The following is a 16,042-nucleotide window of genomic DNA, read 5'->3' on the forward strand; positions in this document are numbered from 1 at the left end:
CTCAGTCCTTTTCCAAGGGTGAGAAAAACAACCGCCCCAGCCCTCGCCAGGTCTTCTTGTTCCAGGCCTTGAACGGTATCTGCGCCAGCAGCTCCCGCGCCAGCTTGCGGTCGCGATTGGCGGTTTTCAGAAACATCGAGCTGAGGAATTTGTAACGCACCTCGTCGTACAGCGGATGATCGCTGAACAGCGCGTAGGAGCGCAGGATGTTGTCGACCATGAAGCGGTGATTCTTGTAGGAGTTGGTGGCGTGCTTGCGATAGCGCGCCATCAGCACATTCAGGCCATCGATGAAGTAACCGGCGCGGGTCACTTTCAACTCGATCAGCAAATCCTCCAGACGAATGTTCGGATCGAAGCCGCCTACCTTGTCCAGCGCTTCACGACGGATCATCAAGGTCGGTGCCGGCGGATAGGGCTTGCGCTCCAGGAACATGTCCTCGAAATCCAGACGGCGGAACGGCACATCGCGGCGCTGACGCTTCTCCGGGTAGAGGTTGCCGTCAGCATCGATCAGCTCGATGTTGCCAGCGCAGATCCCGACCTCGGGCTTGCCATCCATATAGGCCACCTGAATGGCGATCCGCTCCGCCAGCATGATGTCGTCGGAACCGAACGGCACGATCAGGCTGCCCTTTGAACGAGCGATGGCGCCATTGAGGGTGTTGGTCAGCCCCTGGTTCTGCTGAACCCGAAAATCGAAGCCGTGCAGCGCCTGCAAGGCATTGATCCGCTCGACACTGTCATCGCTGGAGCCGTCATCGACGACCAGCAGTTCGATATTTTCGTAGGTCTGGTTGAGGACGCTGAGAATGCTTTCCTCGATATAGCGGCCGTGGTTGTACGACGCAATGATGACCGTGACGAGGGGTTGCGCGTCGCTCATGGTTGTTCCTTGCGGGCCAGGCTCAAGCCGGAGTCGATCAGGTTCAGGTATTCCTGACGGAACACCTCGATGTCGTGTTGTTCCTGCAGATAACGGTAGGCCTGTTCGCCCTTGGCCTTGAGCTCGTCGTCCGACAGGCTCAGGTAGTTATCCAGTGCCGCGACCAGCGTCGGCACGTCCGCCGGGGTAATCGCCAGACCGCCCGCGCCCTGAATCAGCGGCAACATGGCCGGCACGTTCGAGGCGATCACCGGCAGATGCCCGCTCATGCCCTCGAGCAATGCCAGCCCCAGGCCTTCAGCCAGGGATGGCATGGTCCAGATGTCGAACGCCCGAACATACTGCAAGGCGTTTTCCCTGAACCCCAGCAAATGCGCGCGGCCGGTCAGCCCCAGGTGCTCGATTTCGGCGGCCAGGCGCGACTCTTCGCGCCCCGCCCCGATGATTGCCAGTTGGGTGTTCGGGTATTTGTCCTTGAGGGCGGCAAAGGCCTGCAACAGATAGGTGTGGCCCTTGACCGGCACCAACCGGCCCAATGCGCCGATCAAACGCACCGACGGGGCGATGCCCAACAACTCCCGGGCACGCTCGCGGCTGTGCTGCAAACCTTCGGCCTGTTCGATGTCGATGGCGTTGGTGATCGCGTAGGTATTCTGATCGGTAAAGCCGCAGTCACATTCGAGCAGGTACTGTTTGACCGCTGGCGACACGCCGACAAAGCGCCAATGGTGATCGATCAGGCGTTGGGTCTGGCGACGCCGGTAAAACCGGTCGTACTCGCCAAAACCGTGGGAGATGCCGATGCACAGCGGTACTTTCAACCAGCGGTTGAGCGCCAGCATCATGTTCACCGGTTTGAAGCGGTTGCAAATCACCACGTCGAATTTTTCTGTGCGGCAGAACTTGTACAACTCCCACATGGCGCGCAGGCGCATGCCCTTGAGGGACTTGTCGGAAAACTCGAAATACACCGAACGGTCCGCGCGGCTCAACGCCTCGCCAGGCCTGGGTTTGCCGCGCAGGAATGCCGCGGTCACTTCATAGCGATCGCTCGGCAGGGCCTTGACGATCTGCTCCGCGAGGTCGGCAAAATCATGGGCTTTGACGTTGTAGTCAGGTTGCAATTGCAGAACCTTTGACCGTTGACTCATAACTCTCCCCGGTGAAAACCAGTCGCATCGATGACCCAGGCCGGTTCGGCGGCGAGGCGCCTGATCTCGGCCGGATCGGGTGGGGGCAACCGTGACCATTCGTTGCGTTTCCAGCAAACGAAGTGGAAATACGGAAACCGGTGATCGCCATCGCGATCGTTACTCAAACAACCATTGCGCCAGTACCAGTGATGTGGAAAGTCATCCGTGCCGTCATGCCACTTGATGCAGCCACCCGGAGTGCTGAACGCTTCGGTGAATTCGCTGCGTCGACGCCACGGATTGAACTTGCCCACCAGGGAGAACAAAGGCTCGGGAAAATTCTTGCGCCAGAGGAAGATTCGACTGAACGCTCCCTCGTCCAGCGCGTGATGCGCCTGATCGGCAAAGCGCGCTTGCCAGTCCTTCATCTGCATGAACAACTCACGCTTGCGGGCGGTGTTGCGCATCAGACAGAGATGTCCCGATACCCGTCGTTCATGGGTGGAGAACAGGTCATAACTGGCCAGCCGATCGGCAGTGAAATAACTTCGCAGGTCACCATACACCAGATCAATATCGCCGAATGCCCAGAAATCATAGCCTTGCAGGCGGTCGACATGGATATGCCCCAGGGCCGGCTTGATGTCGCAGAGCTTGTACGCGGCATCAGGCGCAAAGTTGATATTCAGTCGCCGCGACACCAGCGCGCAATACTCACTGAAGCTCATGGCCTCGACAGTCACGTTGGGCGGCAGATTCTCGGGCGTGCCACAGTCACTGAACAGCAACCAGTCGATATCGGCGTTGCGTCGGCAGCTCTCGAGGAAAAACGGCATCCAGAACGGCCAATGACCGAAATACGGGATCAAGAAAAGAATACGCGGGCATGGATTGATCACAGAAATACTCACTGCTGCTTATATACGGGCCATGCTAGGCCGCGTTGTACTTCATTTCTGTCGCCCAAATGTTTCATCATGCTTCAGAAGCCAGAACAACTCGTGGCGCCTGACCGCTTTGCGAAAGAAATCGTTCTCTCCATAGATAGCTGGCACTCTACTGGCCAGCAACCACTGTATCAACCGTCGCAAACGTCGCTTGAACGGCTGGGTCGGTTGCAGATCGTGCATCATGCCCAACGCCATGGCCTTATCACGCTGAAGCGCCAAGGGCATTGGCAGGCAGCAAGGCTGCATCGACGTTACCGAATCGAATGCCGGCGGCAGGGCGATGCCATGCCCGGCGTCGCCCATTGGCCAGCGATCGTTGTCATGCAGATGATTGGCGTAGCCGAGTACGGTGATCGGCTGCCATTCCAGCCCCCTTAATGCCTCAAGGACCGCTTCCTGTGCACAAATGTGGTCGGGGTGCGGATCGAGGGTCGGGTGTGGCAATACGATCACTTCCGGACGGGCTCGCAGCAACAATTCACGCAGATCGGCCAGCAAATTGTTCCAGGTCGGCGCACCGTCGACATCGCCCGGCAGAACAAATGGATTCAACTGACGGAACAACCGGGTGTCGCTCAAGTCTGCTTCCCGCGAACCCACAGGCGTGTCCGGCGCGGCCTGCATCGCTGCCAGTTGCAGACAGAAATACCCCAGCTGTACGCAATGGGCTTCAGGCACCCCGGCCCAGCGCGGCACGGCGATACTGTCCCAGGCGCGCAAACGGCCCTTGAGACGAGCCGACTCGACCTTGTTCAGGCCCATTTGCTGATAGTGTTCGGCTTCGATCTCACCTGCGGTCAGGGTGACGATCCAGGCTTCGTCGGCCTGGCTGTACAAACCGTAGGCGGCCAATTCGGCGTCATCGGCATGGGGTGCAATCACCATCACTCGCTGACGACGGTAGTCCGGTTGCTCGAACGCCCAGAGCACAGGTTCGCCAAGTAATCGGCAGAATCGCCCGCGCAAACGCAACTCGCCTTTCGACAGCACGTGCGCCTGACCACTGAGGTTGAGGTAACGCAAGCCGTTTACACCGCGTTCGAAGGTTTGTCGGTCGGGATTATCGCCCCCCGACAATTCGACCACCGGATCGATAAAGCGCCCCAGCCAAGTGCTTTTCACCCGCAGCGCCAGCACCAGCGTAGCGTCATCGACCAGCATGACGCCCTCGTCCAGCCGCAGCCGTTCACCGTCCAAGTGAATTTTTGGCTGCGGTGTGTACGGCGGGAAGCTGTATTGGTAATCGTCTTTGGGCGAATAAAACAGATGGTCGGCGAACCACGCCTCGTGGGCGATCCAGCCCAGCACCGCGAGCACCAGCGGCAGCCACCAGGCCACCAGCACACCGATGGCGATCAACAGCATCAACGCGATCAACAGACCGATACGTTTGTTGCGCCGATGGCGCTTGAGCAGTTGCTGTTTGCGGCTCATGGGTTGGCTCATACGGTGAAGACCGGCACAGAATTGCACCAGCGGTCCTTGTACTCACGGTCGGTCCGACCAAAGGAAAACCGCAGGGGCTTACCCAACGCGCGTGCGTGCTCCCAGGCGCTTTGGGTGTTGAGGAAGCTCAGTACGCTGCCGGGGCTGAACTCGCGGGTCTCGGGATCGACACCGCCGTTGACGTACTCGACGCTGATCCACTCCGGCGCCTCGACGCGGTACACCAGTTGAATCGCAATCGGTGCGTCGTTGAGGAAAATCACCGAGCCGATCAGCAACTCACGCAGCAATTCGATCACTTCGCCCATGCGCTCGGCACCGGTGGCCGGGAACCCCCAGCGACGCTGGAACAGGTCGCAATAGATAACCGCCAGTTCACGGCTGGAAAATTCGGCAACCGGCCGCACCACGCCGCCCGCCTCTTCCAGCAGACGCAATTCCCGGCGCTGGTTGTAGCGAAACTTCTTCGACAGCTCTTCAGGTGTCCGGGCCAACGCCAGCTGTTCGGTCTGCAACTTGATGCCGGTGAAGCGGCCTTCGCTCAGCGCCGACAGGTAACGCCCGCGATGGCGCAGCGGTGCCTGGGCATCAGCGGCGGCCGGCAGGATCAACTCGGCATTGCCGAGGTCAAACAGGCCTTTTTTACCACTGCGCTTGAGCACGTCCTTGGACAGCGCCAGGTCGCGCCCCCAGGTTGGAATGGCGGCTTTCAGTTCGCCGTCCTGCTCCCACGCCAGATAGCGCACCGGGATGTCGGCCAACTGTGCCAGACGTTCGACCACCAGAGGATGAGTTGCGACGCTGCCGCCAAAACGTTGCCAGGCCTGTGCATAAGCCGAGGCGTCGACCTGCGCCCAGCCACGTTCGCGCCAGCTTTGAAATCGGTTGAGCATCAGCCCCTCGGTGCCAGTTCGGTAACGTGCGGCAAATGCCAGAAAGCGTCGCGCACCGCGCGATCGGAGAAGCGCTCACGCAAGCGGTCAAACATCAGCTCGGCACATTGGCGACGTTGCTGCTCGTCCATCGCGGCCAGATGCTGCAACCCTTGCGCCAGGTGCTCGGCATCACCCAGCGGGAACAGAATGCCCACGCCTTCGACCACTTCCCTGGCCCCACCGCACGCGGTGGCGAGCAACGGCACACCGGCGGCCATGGCCTCCAGCAACACCATGCCGAACGGTTCGTGATCGGAACTGAGGGCAAACACATCGAAGGCGCGGAAGTAACGACGCGCCTCGGGCACCTGACCGAGGAACAACACGCGATCACCGATACCCAGTTCACGCGCCAGGGCCTTGAGGTCCTGCTCCAGCCGACCGCTGCCCAGGATCACCAACTGACTGTTGGCCGGCAACCCCGGCAATGCCGCGGCGAAACCATGCAGCAACGTGGTTTGGTCCTTGTCCGGATGCAGGCGCCCGACGTTGCCGACAATCCAGGCATCCATCGATAGACCGAGGGTTTCCCGGGCCTCACGAACCGATACCTGACTGGTCTGCAACGCTGGCACATCGACACGGTTATAGAGCGTCTGAATCCGCCCGGCCGGCCATTTCGGCAAGCAACGGCGCATGTCGTCACGTACCGCATCGGAGACGCCGATCAGGCTCAGGCGCTTGCGGAAAATATTCGCGAAAAATTTGCGGGTGCTGCGCTGGTAATCGCCAAACGCATGATGCACGCCAATGACCGGCAACGAAGTACCGAGCAAGGCGATGTAGATCGGTTTGAAACGGTGAGCAATGCAGAAACTGAAGTTGCGCGACGCGGCGATCTTGCGCAGATCGCCGATGGCGCCCAGCTTCAGGCCACGAATGGCCTTGGAGCTGTACTCCATGAACAGCACTTCATCGGAAGCGCAGCTCGCGGCGACTTGGCTATCTGCAGCCCCGGTCAAAAACACCGTGGTCACGCGATAACCGGTCCCCGCAAACAGGCTGGCGTACTGCCGGGCGCAGTCCAGAAACGGCCCGTCATAGCCGTGACAAAACTGCAGCACATGGCGTTCAGCCGAGCGTGTCATAAGCGTCCGCGCCCTCTTTGACCACCAGAATGTCTTCCATGATCAGGTACTGCAGGTCGGAACCGAAGAACATGTTCAAGGCGTCGGTCGGCGAGCAGATCATCGGCTCGCCACGACGGTTGAGCGAGGTGTTCAGCGACACGCCGTTACCGGTCAGCACTTCCAGCGCCTTCATCATGTCGTAGTAGCGCGGGTTGTATTCGCGCTTGAGCACCTGGGCCCGGGATGTGCCGTCTTCATGGACGACTTCCGGCACACGGGTTTTCCACTCTTCAGCCACTTCGAAGGTGAAGGTCATGAACGGCGCCGGGTGATCGATCTTGATCATCTGCGGAGCCACGGTGTCGAGCATCGACGGGCAGAAAGGCCTCCAGCGCTCGCGGAACTTGATCTGATGGTTGATCCGGTCTGCCACGCCGACAGCACTCGGGCAACCGATGATCGAACGACCGCCCAAGGCGCGCGGACCGAACTCCATGCGGCCCTGGAACCAGGCCACCGGGTTGCCGTCGACCATGATTTTGGCGATGCTTTCCGGCATGTTCTCAAGCTTGCGCCACGCAGGCTTGCTCGGGTGACGGGCACAGGCAGCGAGCACGTCTTCGTTGCTGTAGGACGGGCCGAGGTAGACGTGTTCCATCTTCTCGACCGGTACACCACGGGCGTGGGACACGTAAGCCGCAGCGCCGACCGCGGTACCGGCATCGCCGGAGGCAGGCTGAACGAACAGTTCTTTGATGTCGTCGCGGGCAATGATTTTCTGGTTCAGCTTGACGTTCAACGCACAGCCACCGGCGAAGGCCAGTTTGCCGGTTTCCTTGAGCACATCACCCAGGTAGTGGTCGATCATCTGCAACGCCAGTTTCTCGAACAGCGCTTGCATGCTCGCGGCGTAGTGGATGTACGGCTCGTCGGCGATATCGCCTTCACGCTTCGGACCCAGCCACTCGATCAGTTTCGGCGAGAAGTAGAAACCCTTGCCCTTCTCTTTATAACGACGCAGGCCGATGACGTTGGCGTAGTCGGTGTTGATCACCAGCTCGCCGTTCTCGAACGAGGCCAGACGCGAGAAATCGTATTTGCTGGCGTCGCCGTATGGCGCCATGCCCATGACCTTGAACTCACCGTCGAGCATCTCGAAACCGAGGAACTCGGTGATTGCGCCATACAGGCCGCCGAGGGAGTCCGGATCGAAGAATTCCTTGATCTTGTGGATCTTGCCGTTTTCGCCGTAACCGAAGAAGGTCGTGGCGTACTCGCCCTTGCCGTCGATCCCCAGGATCGCGGTTTTCTCTTTGAAACCGGAGCAGTGGTAAGCGCTGGAGGCGTGGGCAAGGTGGTGCTCGACCGGCTCGATCTTGATTTTCTTCGGATCGAAGCCCAGTTGCTCGAGGCACCAGACAATCTTGTTGCGATAGCGCTTGTAGCGACGGTTGCCCATCAGGATCGCGTCGAGGGCGCGGTCCGGGGCGTACCAGTAACGCTTGGCGTAGTGCCAGCGCGCCTTGCCGAACAGGCTGATCGGCGCGAACGGAATCGCCACCACATCAACGTCGGACGGCTTGATGCCAGCCTGCTCGAGGCAGAACTTCGCCGATTCGTAAGGCATGCGGTTCTTTGCATGTTTATCGCGCACGAAGCGCTCTTCTTCAGCCGCCGCGACCAGCTTGCCGTCGATATACAAGGCTGCGGAAGGATCATGGCTAAGGGCGCCGGACAGGCCAAGAATCGTCAATGCCACAGGGGTCTAGCCTCTTTAGTCTGCATGCAGGCGCAATGCGCCTCAAAAATTAATGTGCCCTCGCAAGGGGCGAGAGACAGCTAAAGGGCGGGATTATAGCGTAAACGTGGCGGGAATGACCCTAATGCCAATCAGTTAAGGTGCGGAACCTGTGGGAACGGGCTTGCTCGCGAAGAGAGAGTGTCAGTCGACATTAATGCTGTCTGACACATCGCCTTCGCGAGCAAGCCCGCTCCCACAGGGATTGCGCTTGACTGACTGGCATTGGGAAATGCCCCTGCCCTTATCAGCGCCGTGAAGATGACGCCGAGCCCAAGCGTTCTCCTTTGCTCATCCAGGACCCGCCCGCCAGTAAATCCTGATATTGCCGTCCGTAGCCTGCCGGTAAATCGTGTAGGGCAAGGAAATCGTGTCGAAGGCACCCGAAAGGGTCAGATCCAGCAATACGAACGGCACCAGAATACCGGTGGGATCGGGCGGTGCGTTCAATACGCAAAAATCGTGAGCCAGACCGCTATAGATGCGAGGGATGGACTGGCAGTAGGTCTTTTGCTTCCTGAGGCCACGGGCGACCTCTTCGTCATCCTGCAGCACCGTGACAGCGGTCCCGCAGCCGGATAACGCCAGTGAGAAAGTGCTCAGCAATACAGCCATTTTTATCGTCAAAATCTGCCCTCCGGGAACGTCGGGCAAACTAGCATCGTGGCTATTCAGGGCACAGTTCATGGGCTCTGCAGATCATGTAGGACGATTCATAAAAACTTGTCCGTCTCTACCAGCAGGGGACTTGGCTGACAGTTCCGGCCTCTTCGCGAGCAAGCCCGCCCACATCAGGTTTATGTCGAGCACAAATTTTGTGTACGACTGAGAATCACTGTGGGAGCGAGCCTGCTCGCGATGGGATTCAGGCAGCGCTAGAGATAGCTTTGGGCAACCGCTGATCAATCACTTGGTACAGCGCACTGCCCTCGGGCCAGTTACGCATGAACCGCGCCCGGTCCCGCGCATAGGCAGGGGCGAAACTACTGACCGAGGCATGCTGACACATCGAATCCAGATCGATCAGCGCCCAGCGATCCTGCTGCCAGAACAGGTTATGGCCTTTGAAATCGCCATGGCTGATCCGCTCGCGAATCAGCTCGGCAAACAGATAATCCAGGGCCTGCAACTCGGCCTGCGGCGCTTCACCGCTTTCAACGTACGGCGCAAAGCGCTCGATGATGTCCGGCCCCGGCAAATACTCGGTCACCAGGTACGCCCGACTGCGCAGCCAGAGAAAACGCTTCTCCAGCAAGGCCAATGGCTTGGGCGTGGCGATGCCCAGGAACGCCAGGCGATTGCCTTCACGCCATGAGTGCCAGGCGCGACTCGGGCGCCAGAAACGCTTGAGCCAGTGAGCAAAGCCTTTGATGTTGTAACGCTTGACCACCAACGTGCGCCCCGCCACGTCGACCTTGCCGACGCTCGCCGCGCCGCCGGTCTTGTACAGATGGCCCTGATCGAGCAAGGCATCGGCCTGCTCCAGCACTGGCAGCATCGCGGCCTCTTCGTCACGGCGAATCGCCCGCAAGCCGAACGCTCCGCGCTGGACACTGAATAGCGTGCATTCGCGGCCGACCTTGATCAGGAAGTCCTTCAAACGCCAGCGGCGAACCTTGTCGATCTGCTTCTGCAACGCTTCCATGGGCAAGGCATGCTCACCGTTGCCCAGCAAGTAATACACCAGCAACTCTTCGGTGAAGGGCTCCAGCGATTTAGGCAACTGGGCGAAAAACACCCCGAGATTTTCCAGGACTTTGTGCTGCGACAGCGGCTTGCCAGCCGTCTCGGCACAGATCCCGGCACCATCGATCAAATACAATTGACCGCCGTGGCGCAGCAGGTTGTCCAGGTGCAAATCTTCCTGCCACAGGCCTTTGCTGTGCAGTTGCCCAATGGCGCCCAAGGCGTCGGCCAGCACCGCCGATTGTTCATCCGCCAACGCAGGCAAGTGTTCGACCTGTTTCCAGGCATCCCCCAGGCTCTCGGCGCCCTCAAGGAAATCGAACAATAGCCAGCCACCCTCACCGTCCTTCAGGCCATCGGCCAATAGCAACGGCGTGGTTAGCCCCTGCGCAGCGAGCAAACGCACGCCATCCAGCTCACGCTGAAAATGCCGCGCCGCTTTACCGCCAACCAGCAACTTGGCCAACACCGGCCGGCCGCGCCAGACGCCAGCGCCAACGTAACGCTGCCCCGGCAACACCCGCAGCAGACTCAGCAACTGCAACTCGGCAGGCCCCGCGGCATCGGCCAGTGGAATGCTCAGCGGCAGGCTTGGGCTACGTCCGGCGTTTTTCAGTTCGGACAAACGCATCAACGCGCCTCCTTATGACTGCGCCGTGCACTCAGGCGCGATACCCAGCGGTCCACCAGCGAACTGTTCAGCGGCTGATCCAGATATACCGCCAACAACTCGCGCAGCTGAATTTCGCTCCATTCCGGCGCCCGCCGCAGCAACGGCTCCAGGTCCTTGATCCGATCACGCTGGCCGAAAAACAGCGGCCGGGTTTTTTCCAGGTCAATCAACTGAGCCTGATAACCGTCACCGGTGGCCTGAAGAAAAATGTGCTTGGGGTAGAAGCAACCGTGAACCTGACGTACCTCATGCAGGCGTCGCGCCAGTCGCCCACAGGCCTTGAGAATGGCCGAGTGCTGTGCCGCGCTCAGATCCGACCAGCGCTGCAACAGCGAATCCAGATCATCCCAACCATCCAGCGCGCGGGTCAGCAGAATCGCCCGGACTTCGCCGTCGACCTTGCGCTCACCAAAAAACACCGCCTGCAGCGCCGGAATACCCAGTGCCTGATAACGACTGATGTTGCGAAACTCACGGGCAAAACTCGGCTCGCCCAAGGGCGAATGCCAGGTGCGCGTCAGGTAGTTGCTCTGGCGCTTGAGGTAGTAGCCATGGCCTTCCAGTTCCAGCCGAAACACACTGCTCCAGCCACCCCGAGCGGTGTTGGGTTCATCCACAGCTTCGAGCTGTTTGGCCCAGAGCGCGTCAAAGGTGCCGAGGCCATGGCGCTCAAGCAGCGCACGGTCTTCAGCAGCCAGAAAATCAGTCATTCGCGTCCCTCGAAAAATCTCACCACGTGCCGAATCCGTTTCTTGTCGACGGCATTGAGCCGGGTGCATTGGCGGTATTGCAGGTAGAAGCGCAGACGCTGGGTGGCCGACAGGTGATACTTGGCCACCTTGTCCAGGCAAGCCAAGTCTTTGGTGATCCGGTATTTGAGCCAGAAGCCGCGCCAGAAATCACCGTTGGGGCAGTCGATCAGAAACAGCCGGGGCTCATCGTCGATCAGCAGGTTGCGCCACTTCAAATCGTTATGAGTAAAACGGTGGTCGTGCATCGTCCGGGTATAGCCCGCCAGCTGTCGACTGATGTTGTCGACCCAGGCGCGGTCCGCCAGTTTCGGATCATGCCGATCAGCCAGGGCCGACAAATCTTCGGTATGGGGCAGCTCGCGTGTGATCATCGCTCCACGGTCGTATGCCACACCGCGCCGTTCCAGCCCCCAGGCCACTACTTCGGCGGTGGGAATGCCCCATTTGGCGAAACGCTTGAGGTTCTGCCACTCGGCCTTCACCCGCGGTTTGCCCAGATAACGGCGCAGGCCTTTGCCGGCGCCGACGTAGCGCTTGACGTAATAGTTGACGCCATTGCGCTGGACGCGAATGACCTCGGACAGTGGATCGCGGGTCAGTCGCTCGCCCTCGAGCGCGAACACCGCGTCAAGACTGCCGAAGTCTTCTGCCAGATCGCTGTAAGCAGGTTCCAGTGTCCAACCCGACATCAGAGCGCGTCCCCGTATCGCTGCTTACGCTCGTAGAGCTTGTTGGCCTTGCCTTCGAGCCATGCCAGCAGTCCAGCTTCTTCAGCCAGAATCTGGCGCAGGGGCTGTTGGAAGTACCCCTTGAGGAAACGCAGTTTGTCGCGACGGGTCAGGCCAATGTCGAGCGCCGAAAAATACAGCGCCGCCAGGTCCTTGTTGCGCCAGCGCTGGGTAATCGTCGGACGGGTCTGAGCACGGTGCAGATCGATTACCGACAGCTTGAAATCATCAAAGGTCACCGGCTTGTCGGTGTGCAGCAGGAAGTGGCAGATGTAGCAGTCGCGGTGGTTGACCCCGGCACGGTGCATCATGCCGGTCATGCGCGCGACTTCGGCGATCAAGGCGCGCTTGAGTTTTGGCTCGGGCGGCTGCTTGACCCAGTCGATGCTGAAATCTTCGAGGCTGACGGTGGGCGCCAGTTCTTCAGTGACGATGAACGAATGCTGGTCCGCCGGGTTGCTGCCTTTTTCGCCGTAGGCGACAGCGGTCATGGTCGGCACGCCGACTTCTTGCAGGCGTTGAATGGCCTTCCACTCCTGGCCCGCGCCAAGCACTGGCAGCTTGGCGGTCAGCAGATTCTTGAAGATCTCGCCCCAGCCGATGCCCCGGTGGATCTTCACGAAGAACCCGTGACCATCCACTTCAGTACGCAGTGTCCGGCGCGCTTCAAGCTCGCGGTACACCTCGCCCTTGAGGCCCTCGACTTCAGCGAACGGATCGCGTCCGGCCCAGAGGCTCTTGAACGGTTCAGCCAGCATCAACTTCATTAAGCGTGCTCCGCCAGAATCACATCGGCCGCGTGCTGCGGCATGCTGTAGAGGTCGGCCGTCTCGGCGAAGGCCAGACCGTTGCGGCTCCAGGCCGCCCGTGCATTTGCGTCGTTCAACATGCCAGTCAGGTATTGAGTCAATTGCGCCTGATCGAAGGGCTCGTCCAGCACCAGACCCGCGTCGGCCTCGGCGATGTAATGGGCGTAGCCGCACACCGCACTCACCAGCACCGGCAAGCCAGCCACCAGGGCTTCAAGCAATACCGTCCCGGTGTTTTCGTTGTACGCCGGGTGGATCAACAGATCGGCACCGAGCAGGAAACGCGGGATATCGCTGCGCCCCTTGAGGAACTGCACGTTGTCGCCGAGCCCCAATGTGGCGCTCTGCAACTGGAATACTTTGGGGTCGTCCTGGCCAATTACAAACAGTCGGGTGCGTTTTTTCAGCTCGGCGGGCAGCGCGGCCAGCGCCTTGAGACTGCGGTCCACGCCTTTGGTCTTGAACCCGGAGCCGATCTGCACCAGCAGCAGCTCATCGTCCTTCAGGTTGAATTCGGCTCGGAACCCGGCGCGAATGTCATCCGCGTCCGCTGGGCGACGACGGTCCTGGGCGATGCCCGGTGGCAGCAGATGAAAACGTTCGATCGGCGTGTCGTAATGCTTGATGAACAGCGGCTGCTGGACTTCGGAAATCATCAGCACTTCGGTCTTGGCGTCCTTGGCGAACACCGCGCGCTCGTACTCGGCGAAGTGCCGGTAACGGCCCCAGCGACGGTACAGGGAGTTGCGCAGGTTCTGCGCCTTGTCTTCGAAGCAGCCGTCGGCGGCGTAATAAACGTCCAGGCCGGGCATTTTGTTGAAACCGATCAGGCGGTCCACCGGACGCTTGGCCAGATCGGCCTCCATCCATTCGGTGAGTTTCTCATTGCGCCGATGATTGAAGAACGCCTTGACCGGCGCCACCAACACTTCGAAACCCGGCGGAACGTCACCTTCCCAGATCAACGTGTAGACGCGAATCCGATGGCCGCGCTGCTGACACTCCAGGGCGATGCGCATGAAGTCGCGCTGCAAGCCCCCGAATGGAAAGTACTTGTACAGGACAAATGCCAATTGCATCAGCGCAGCTCCTCAGCCAGTAACAACGTGCTCAGTCGGCTCGCGACACGCTCGGGATTCAGACGCGTGAAGCACAGGGGCCACTCGCGCTTCAGGTCGAACCGACGGGCATCGTCGGCCGTCGGTTGATAGGTGCATTTCTTTTGCAGGCACGGCGCGCAAGGGAAGTCGCTGGCCATGTGAATCTGCGACTTGCCGTACGCGCCGGTCAGGCCCGGGTTGGTCGGGCCGAACAGCGACAGGGTCGGCACGTCCAGCGCTGCGGCCAAGTGACCGAGACCGGTGTCCACCGCCACGCAGGCTTGCGCCCCGGCCAGGACTTTGCCGACACCCGCCAGGTTCAGCTTAGGCAGCACTTCGACGTGTTTCATGTCTTTGGCTATGCGCTCGGCGCGGGCCTTTTCGATGGGGTTGCCCCACGGCAGTTTTACCGCCACACCGAGGTACCCCACCCGCTCGGCCAGCTCGCGCCAATAGGCTTCGGGCCAGTGCTTGGTGTCCCAGGTGGTGCCATGGAGAAACACCACGTACGGATTCTTGCGCGGCAATTCCACCAGCCGTTCGACGCTCAGGCCGTAGTCGCCCAGCCCTTTAGGCAGGTCGTAACCCAGGGCCACCGCGAACAGCTGACGCACTCGCTCTACTGCGTGCTGCCCACGGGCCACGGCCAGACGCCGGGAATAGAAGCGCGCGGCGATCGGTTCACGGGCCGAGTTCTTGTCCAGCCCAGCCACCGGGGCTTTGGCATAGCGGGTCAGCAACGCGCTTTTCAGCAGGCCCTGGGCATCGATCACCAAGTCATACTTTGTCGCGCGCACGCTTTGCTTGAAGCGCTTCCACTCGCCACTCTTGATGGTCTGCCAGATGTTCTTGCGCCAGCGACGGATCGCCACCGGAATCACCTTGCCCACGGCAGGGTGCCAGGTCGGGATCTCGGCGAAGCCTTCTTCCACCACCCAGTCGAACTTGATGCCGGGGATCGCCCGCGCCGCGTCGGTCAACGCTGGCAACGCATGAATCACGTCGCCCAGCGAAGAAGTCTTGATCAACAGTACCCGCAAACTATTTGACCTCGACCACAGTGCCCAGCAACCGCTGCAAGGCTTCGTTCACCGCTTGCGGCATGAGTTGGCGCAAGCAATTGTAATGACCGAAACGGCAGGTGCGATCGAAGCACGGACTGCATTCGATGCCCAGGCGCACGATCTCGACATGTTCGGCCAGCGGTGGCGTGAAACCCGGCGACGTCGAGCCGTACACCGCCACCAATGGACGGTTCAGCGCCGCGGCCACGTGCATCAGGCCAGAGTCGTTGGAGACTACCGCGTCGGCACAGGACAGCAGATCGATGGCCTCGGCCAGGGAAGTTCCACCACTGAGGTTCACCGACTCTTCACGCAGACCGGGAATCAGCCGCGCTCGAATGTCTTCGCCCACCGCATGATCGTTTTTCGAGCCGAACAGCCAGACCTGCCAGCCCTCACGAATCCTCGCTTCGGCGACCTTGGCGTAGTGCTCGGACGGCCAGCGTTTGGATTCGCCGAACTCGGCGCCGGGGCATAGCGCCAATACCGGACGGTCGAGGGCCAGACCGAACTTGGCCAGTGCGGCGTCGCGGGTCACCGGGTCGATCTGCAGGCTCGGCCGTGGATACGGCTTCGGCAGCTCGGCGCCGGGCTCAAAAGCCAGGGCCATGAAGCGCTCGATCATCAGTGGGTAACGCTCTTTGTCGAGCGTACGCACGTCATTGAGCAAACCGTAGCGGAACTCGCCGCGCCAGCCGGTGCGTTTCGGGATGCTGGCAAAAAACGGCACCAGTGCCGACTTCAGCGAATTGGGCAGCAGGATGGCCTGGTCGTACTGACCGGCCAGGGACTTACCGATGCGCCGACGCGTCGCCAGCTCCAGCACGCCATGGCCAAGCGGGAAGCTCAAGGCTTGGCGTACTTCGGGCATGCGCTCGAGGATCGGCCGGCTCCACTCGGGGGCCAGCACGTCGATTTCGCATTGCGGGTGGCGCTGTTTAAGACACTGAAAAAGTGTCTGCGCCATCACCATGTCACCGACCCAACTGGGCCCAACGATCAGAATTTTCAT

The 16,042-nt window shown here is 60.4% G+C and carries 15 protein-coding genes; all 15 read right to left on the reverse strand.

Going from position 1 to position 16,042, the window contains the following annotated elements; translation table 11 throughout:
• Position 1: 1 nt before the first annotated feature.
• Positions 2-886 (reverse strand): glycosyltransferase, encoded by an 885-nt coding sequence (locus LOY38_RS27205; protein WP_258697864.1) that lies wholly within the window; start codon positions 884-886, stop codon positions 2-4.
• Positions 883-2,037 carry a glycosyltransferase family 4 protein gene (locus tag LOY38_RS27210; protein ID WP_258697865.1) on the reverse strand — a complete coding sequence of 385 codons (1,155 nt, stop codon included), beginning with the start codon at positions 2,035-2,037 and terminating at the stop codon, positions 883-885. The genes LOY38_RS27205 and LOY38_RS27210 overlap by 4 nt, the downstream gene beginning before the upstream one ends.
• Positions 2,034-2,918 carry a DUF6625 family protein gene (locus LOY38_RS27215; protein WP_258697866.1) on the reverse strand — a complete coding sequence of 295 codons (885 nt, stop codon included), beginning with the start codon at positions 2,916-2,918 and terminating at the stop codon, positions 2,034-2,036. The genes LOY38_RS27210 and LOY38_RS27215 overlap by 4 nt, the downstream gene beginning before the upstream one ends.
• Positions 2,919-2,969: 51 nt before the next feature.
• Positions 2,970-4,403 carry a PIG-L deacetylase family protein gene (locus LOY38_RS27220; protein WP_258697867.1) on the reverse strand — a complete coding sequence of 478 codons (1,434 nt, stop codon included), beginning with the start codon at positions 4,401-4,403 and terminating at the stop codon, positions 2,970-2,972.
• An 8-nt stretch (positions 4,404-4,411) separates the two neighbouring features.
• Positions 4,412-5,308: an antimicrobial resistance protein Mig-14 gene (locus LOY38_RS27225; RefSeq protein WP_258697868.1), complete on the reverse strand. Its 897-nt coding sequence runs from the start codon at positions 5,306-5,308 to the stop codon at positions 4,412-4,414.
• Positions 5,308-6,438, reverse strand: coding sequence for a glycosyltransferase (locus LOY38_RS27230; RefSeq protein ID WP_258697869.1), 1,131 nt, complete (start codon positions 6,436-6,438; stop codon positions 5,308-5,310). The genes LOY38_RS27225 and LOY38_RS27230 overlap by 1 nt, the downstream gene beginning before the upstream one ends.
• The gene (locus LOY38_RS27235) at positions 6,422-8,179 is read right to left on the reverse strand and encodes a carbamoyltransferase (protein WP_258697870.1); all 1,758 of its coding nucleotides are present in this window, start codon (positions 8,177-8,179) and stop codon (positions 6,422-6,424) included. Before LOY38_RS27235 ends, LOY38_RS27230 begins: the two co-directional genes overlap by 17 nt.
• Positions 8,180-8,509: 330 nt before the next feature.
• Positions 8,510-8,845 (reverse strand): YceK/YidQ family lipoprotein, encoded by a 336-nt coding sequence (locus tag LOY38_RS27240; RefSeq protein WP_258700799.1) that lies wholly within the window; start codon positions 8,843-8,845, stop codon positions 8,510-8,512.
• 238 nt (positions 8,846-9,083) lie between these two features.
• A complete protein-coding gene (locus LOY38_RS27245) occupies positions 9,084-10,535 on the reverse strand; it encodes a lipopolysaccharide kinase InaA family protein (protein ID WP_258697871.1) in 1,452 nt (483 codons plus the stop codon).
• Positions 10,535-11,287, reverse strand: a complete 753-nt coding sequence (locus LOY38_RS27250; protein ID WP_258697872.1) for a lipopolysaccharide kinase InaA family protein — start codon at positions 11,285-11,287, stop codon at positions 10,535-10,537. The genes LOY38_RS27245 and LOY38_RS27250 overlap by 1 nt, the downstream gene beginning before the upstream one ends.
• Positions 11,284-12,018, reverse strand: a complete 735-nt coding sequence (locus tag LOY38_RS27255) for a lipopolysaccharide kinase InaA family protein (protein WP_258697873.1) — start codon at positions 12,016-12,018, stop codon at positions 11,284-11,286. The genes LOY38_RS27250 and LOY38_RS27255 overlap by 4 nt, the downstream gene beginning before the upstream one ends.
• The gene (gene rfaP / locus LOY38_RS27260) at positions 12,018-12,824 is read right to left on the reverse strand and encodes a lipopolysaccharide core heptose(I) kinase RfaP (protein WP_258697874.1); all 807 of its coding nucleotides are present in this window, start codon (positions 12,822-12,824) and stop codon (positions 12,018-12,020) included. The genes LOY38_RS27255 and rfaP overlap by 1 nt, the downstream gene beginning before the upstream one ends.
• Entirely contained in the window at positions 12,824-13,945 is a 1,122-nt protein-coding gene (locus LOY38_RS27265) for a glycosyltransferase family 4 protein (RefSeq protein WP_258697875.1), read from the reverse strand. Before LOY38_RS27265 ends, rfaP begins: the two co-directional genes overlap by 1 nt.
• On the reverse strand, positions 13,945-15,006 hold the full coding sequence (rfaC, locus tag LOY38_RS27270) for a lipopolysaccharide heptosyltransferase RfaC (protein ID WP_258697876.1): 1,062 nt from the start codon (positions 15,004-15,006) through the stop codon (positions 13,945-13,947). The genes LOY38_RS27265 and rfaC overlap by 1 nt, the downstream gene beginning before the upstream one ends.
• 1 nt (position 15,007) lies before the next feature.
• Complete coding sequence (gene waaF / locus LOY38_RS27275) at positions 15,008-16,042, reverse strand: lipopolysaccharide heptosyltransferase II (RefSeq protein WP_258697877.1); 1,035 nt, start codon at positions 16,040-16,042, stop codon at positions 15,008-15,010.

It is taken from the genome of Pseudomonas sp. B21-015, assembly GCF_024749285.1.
GTDB lineage: Bacteria > Pseudomonadota > Gammaproteobacteria > Pseudomonadales > Pseudomonadaceae > Aquipseudomonas.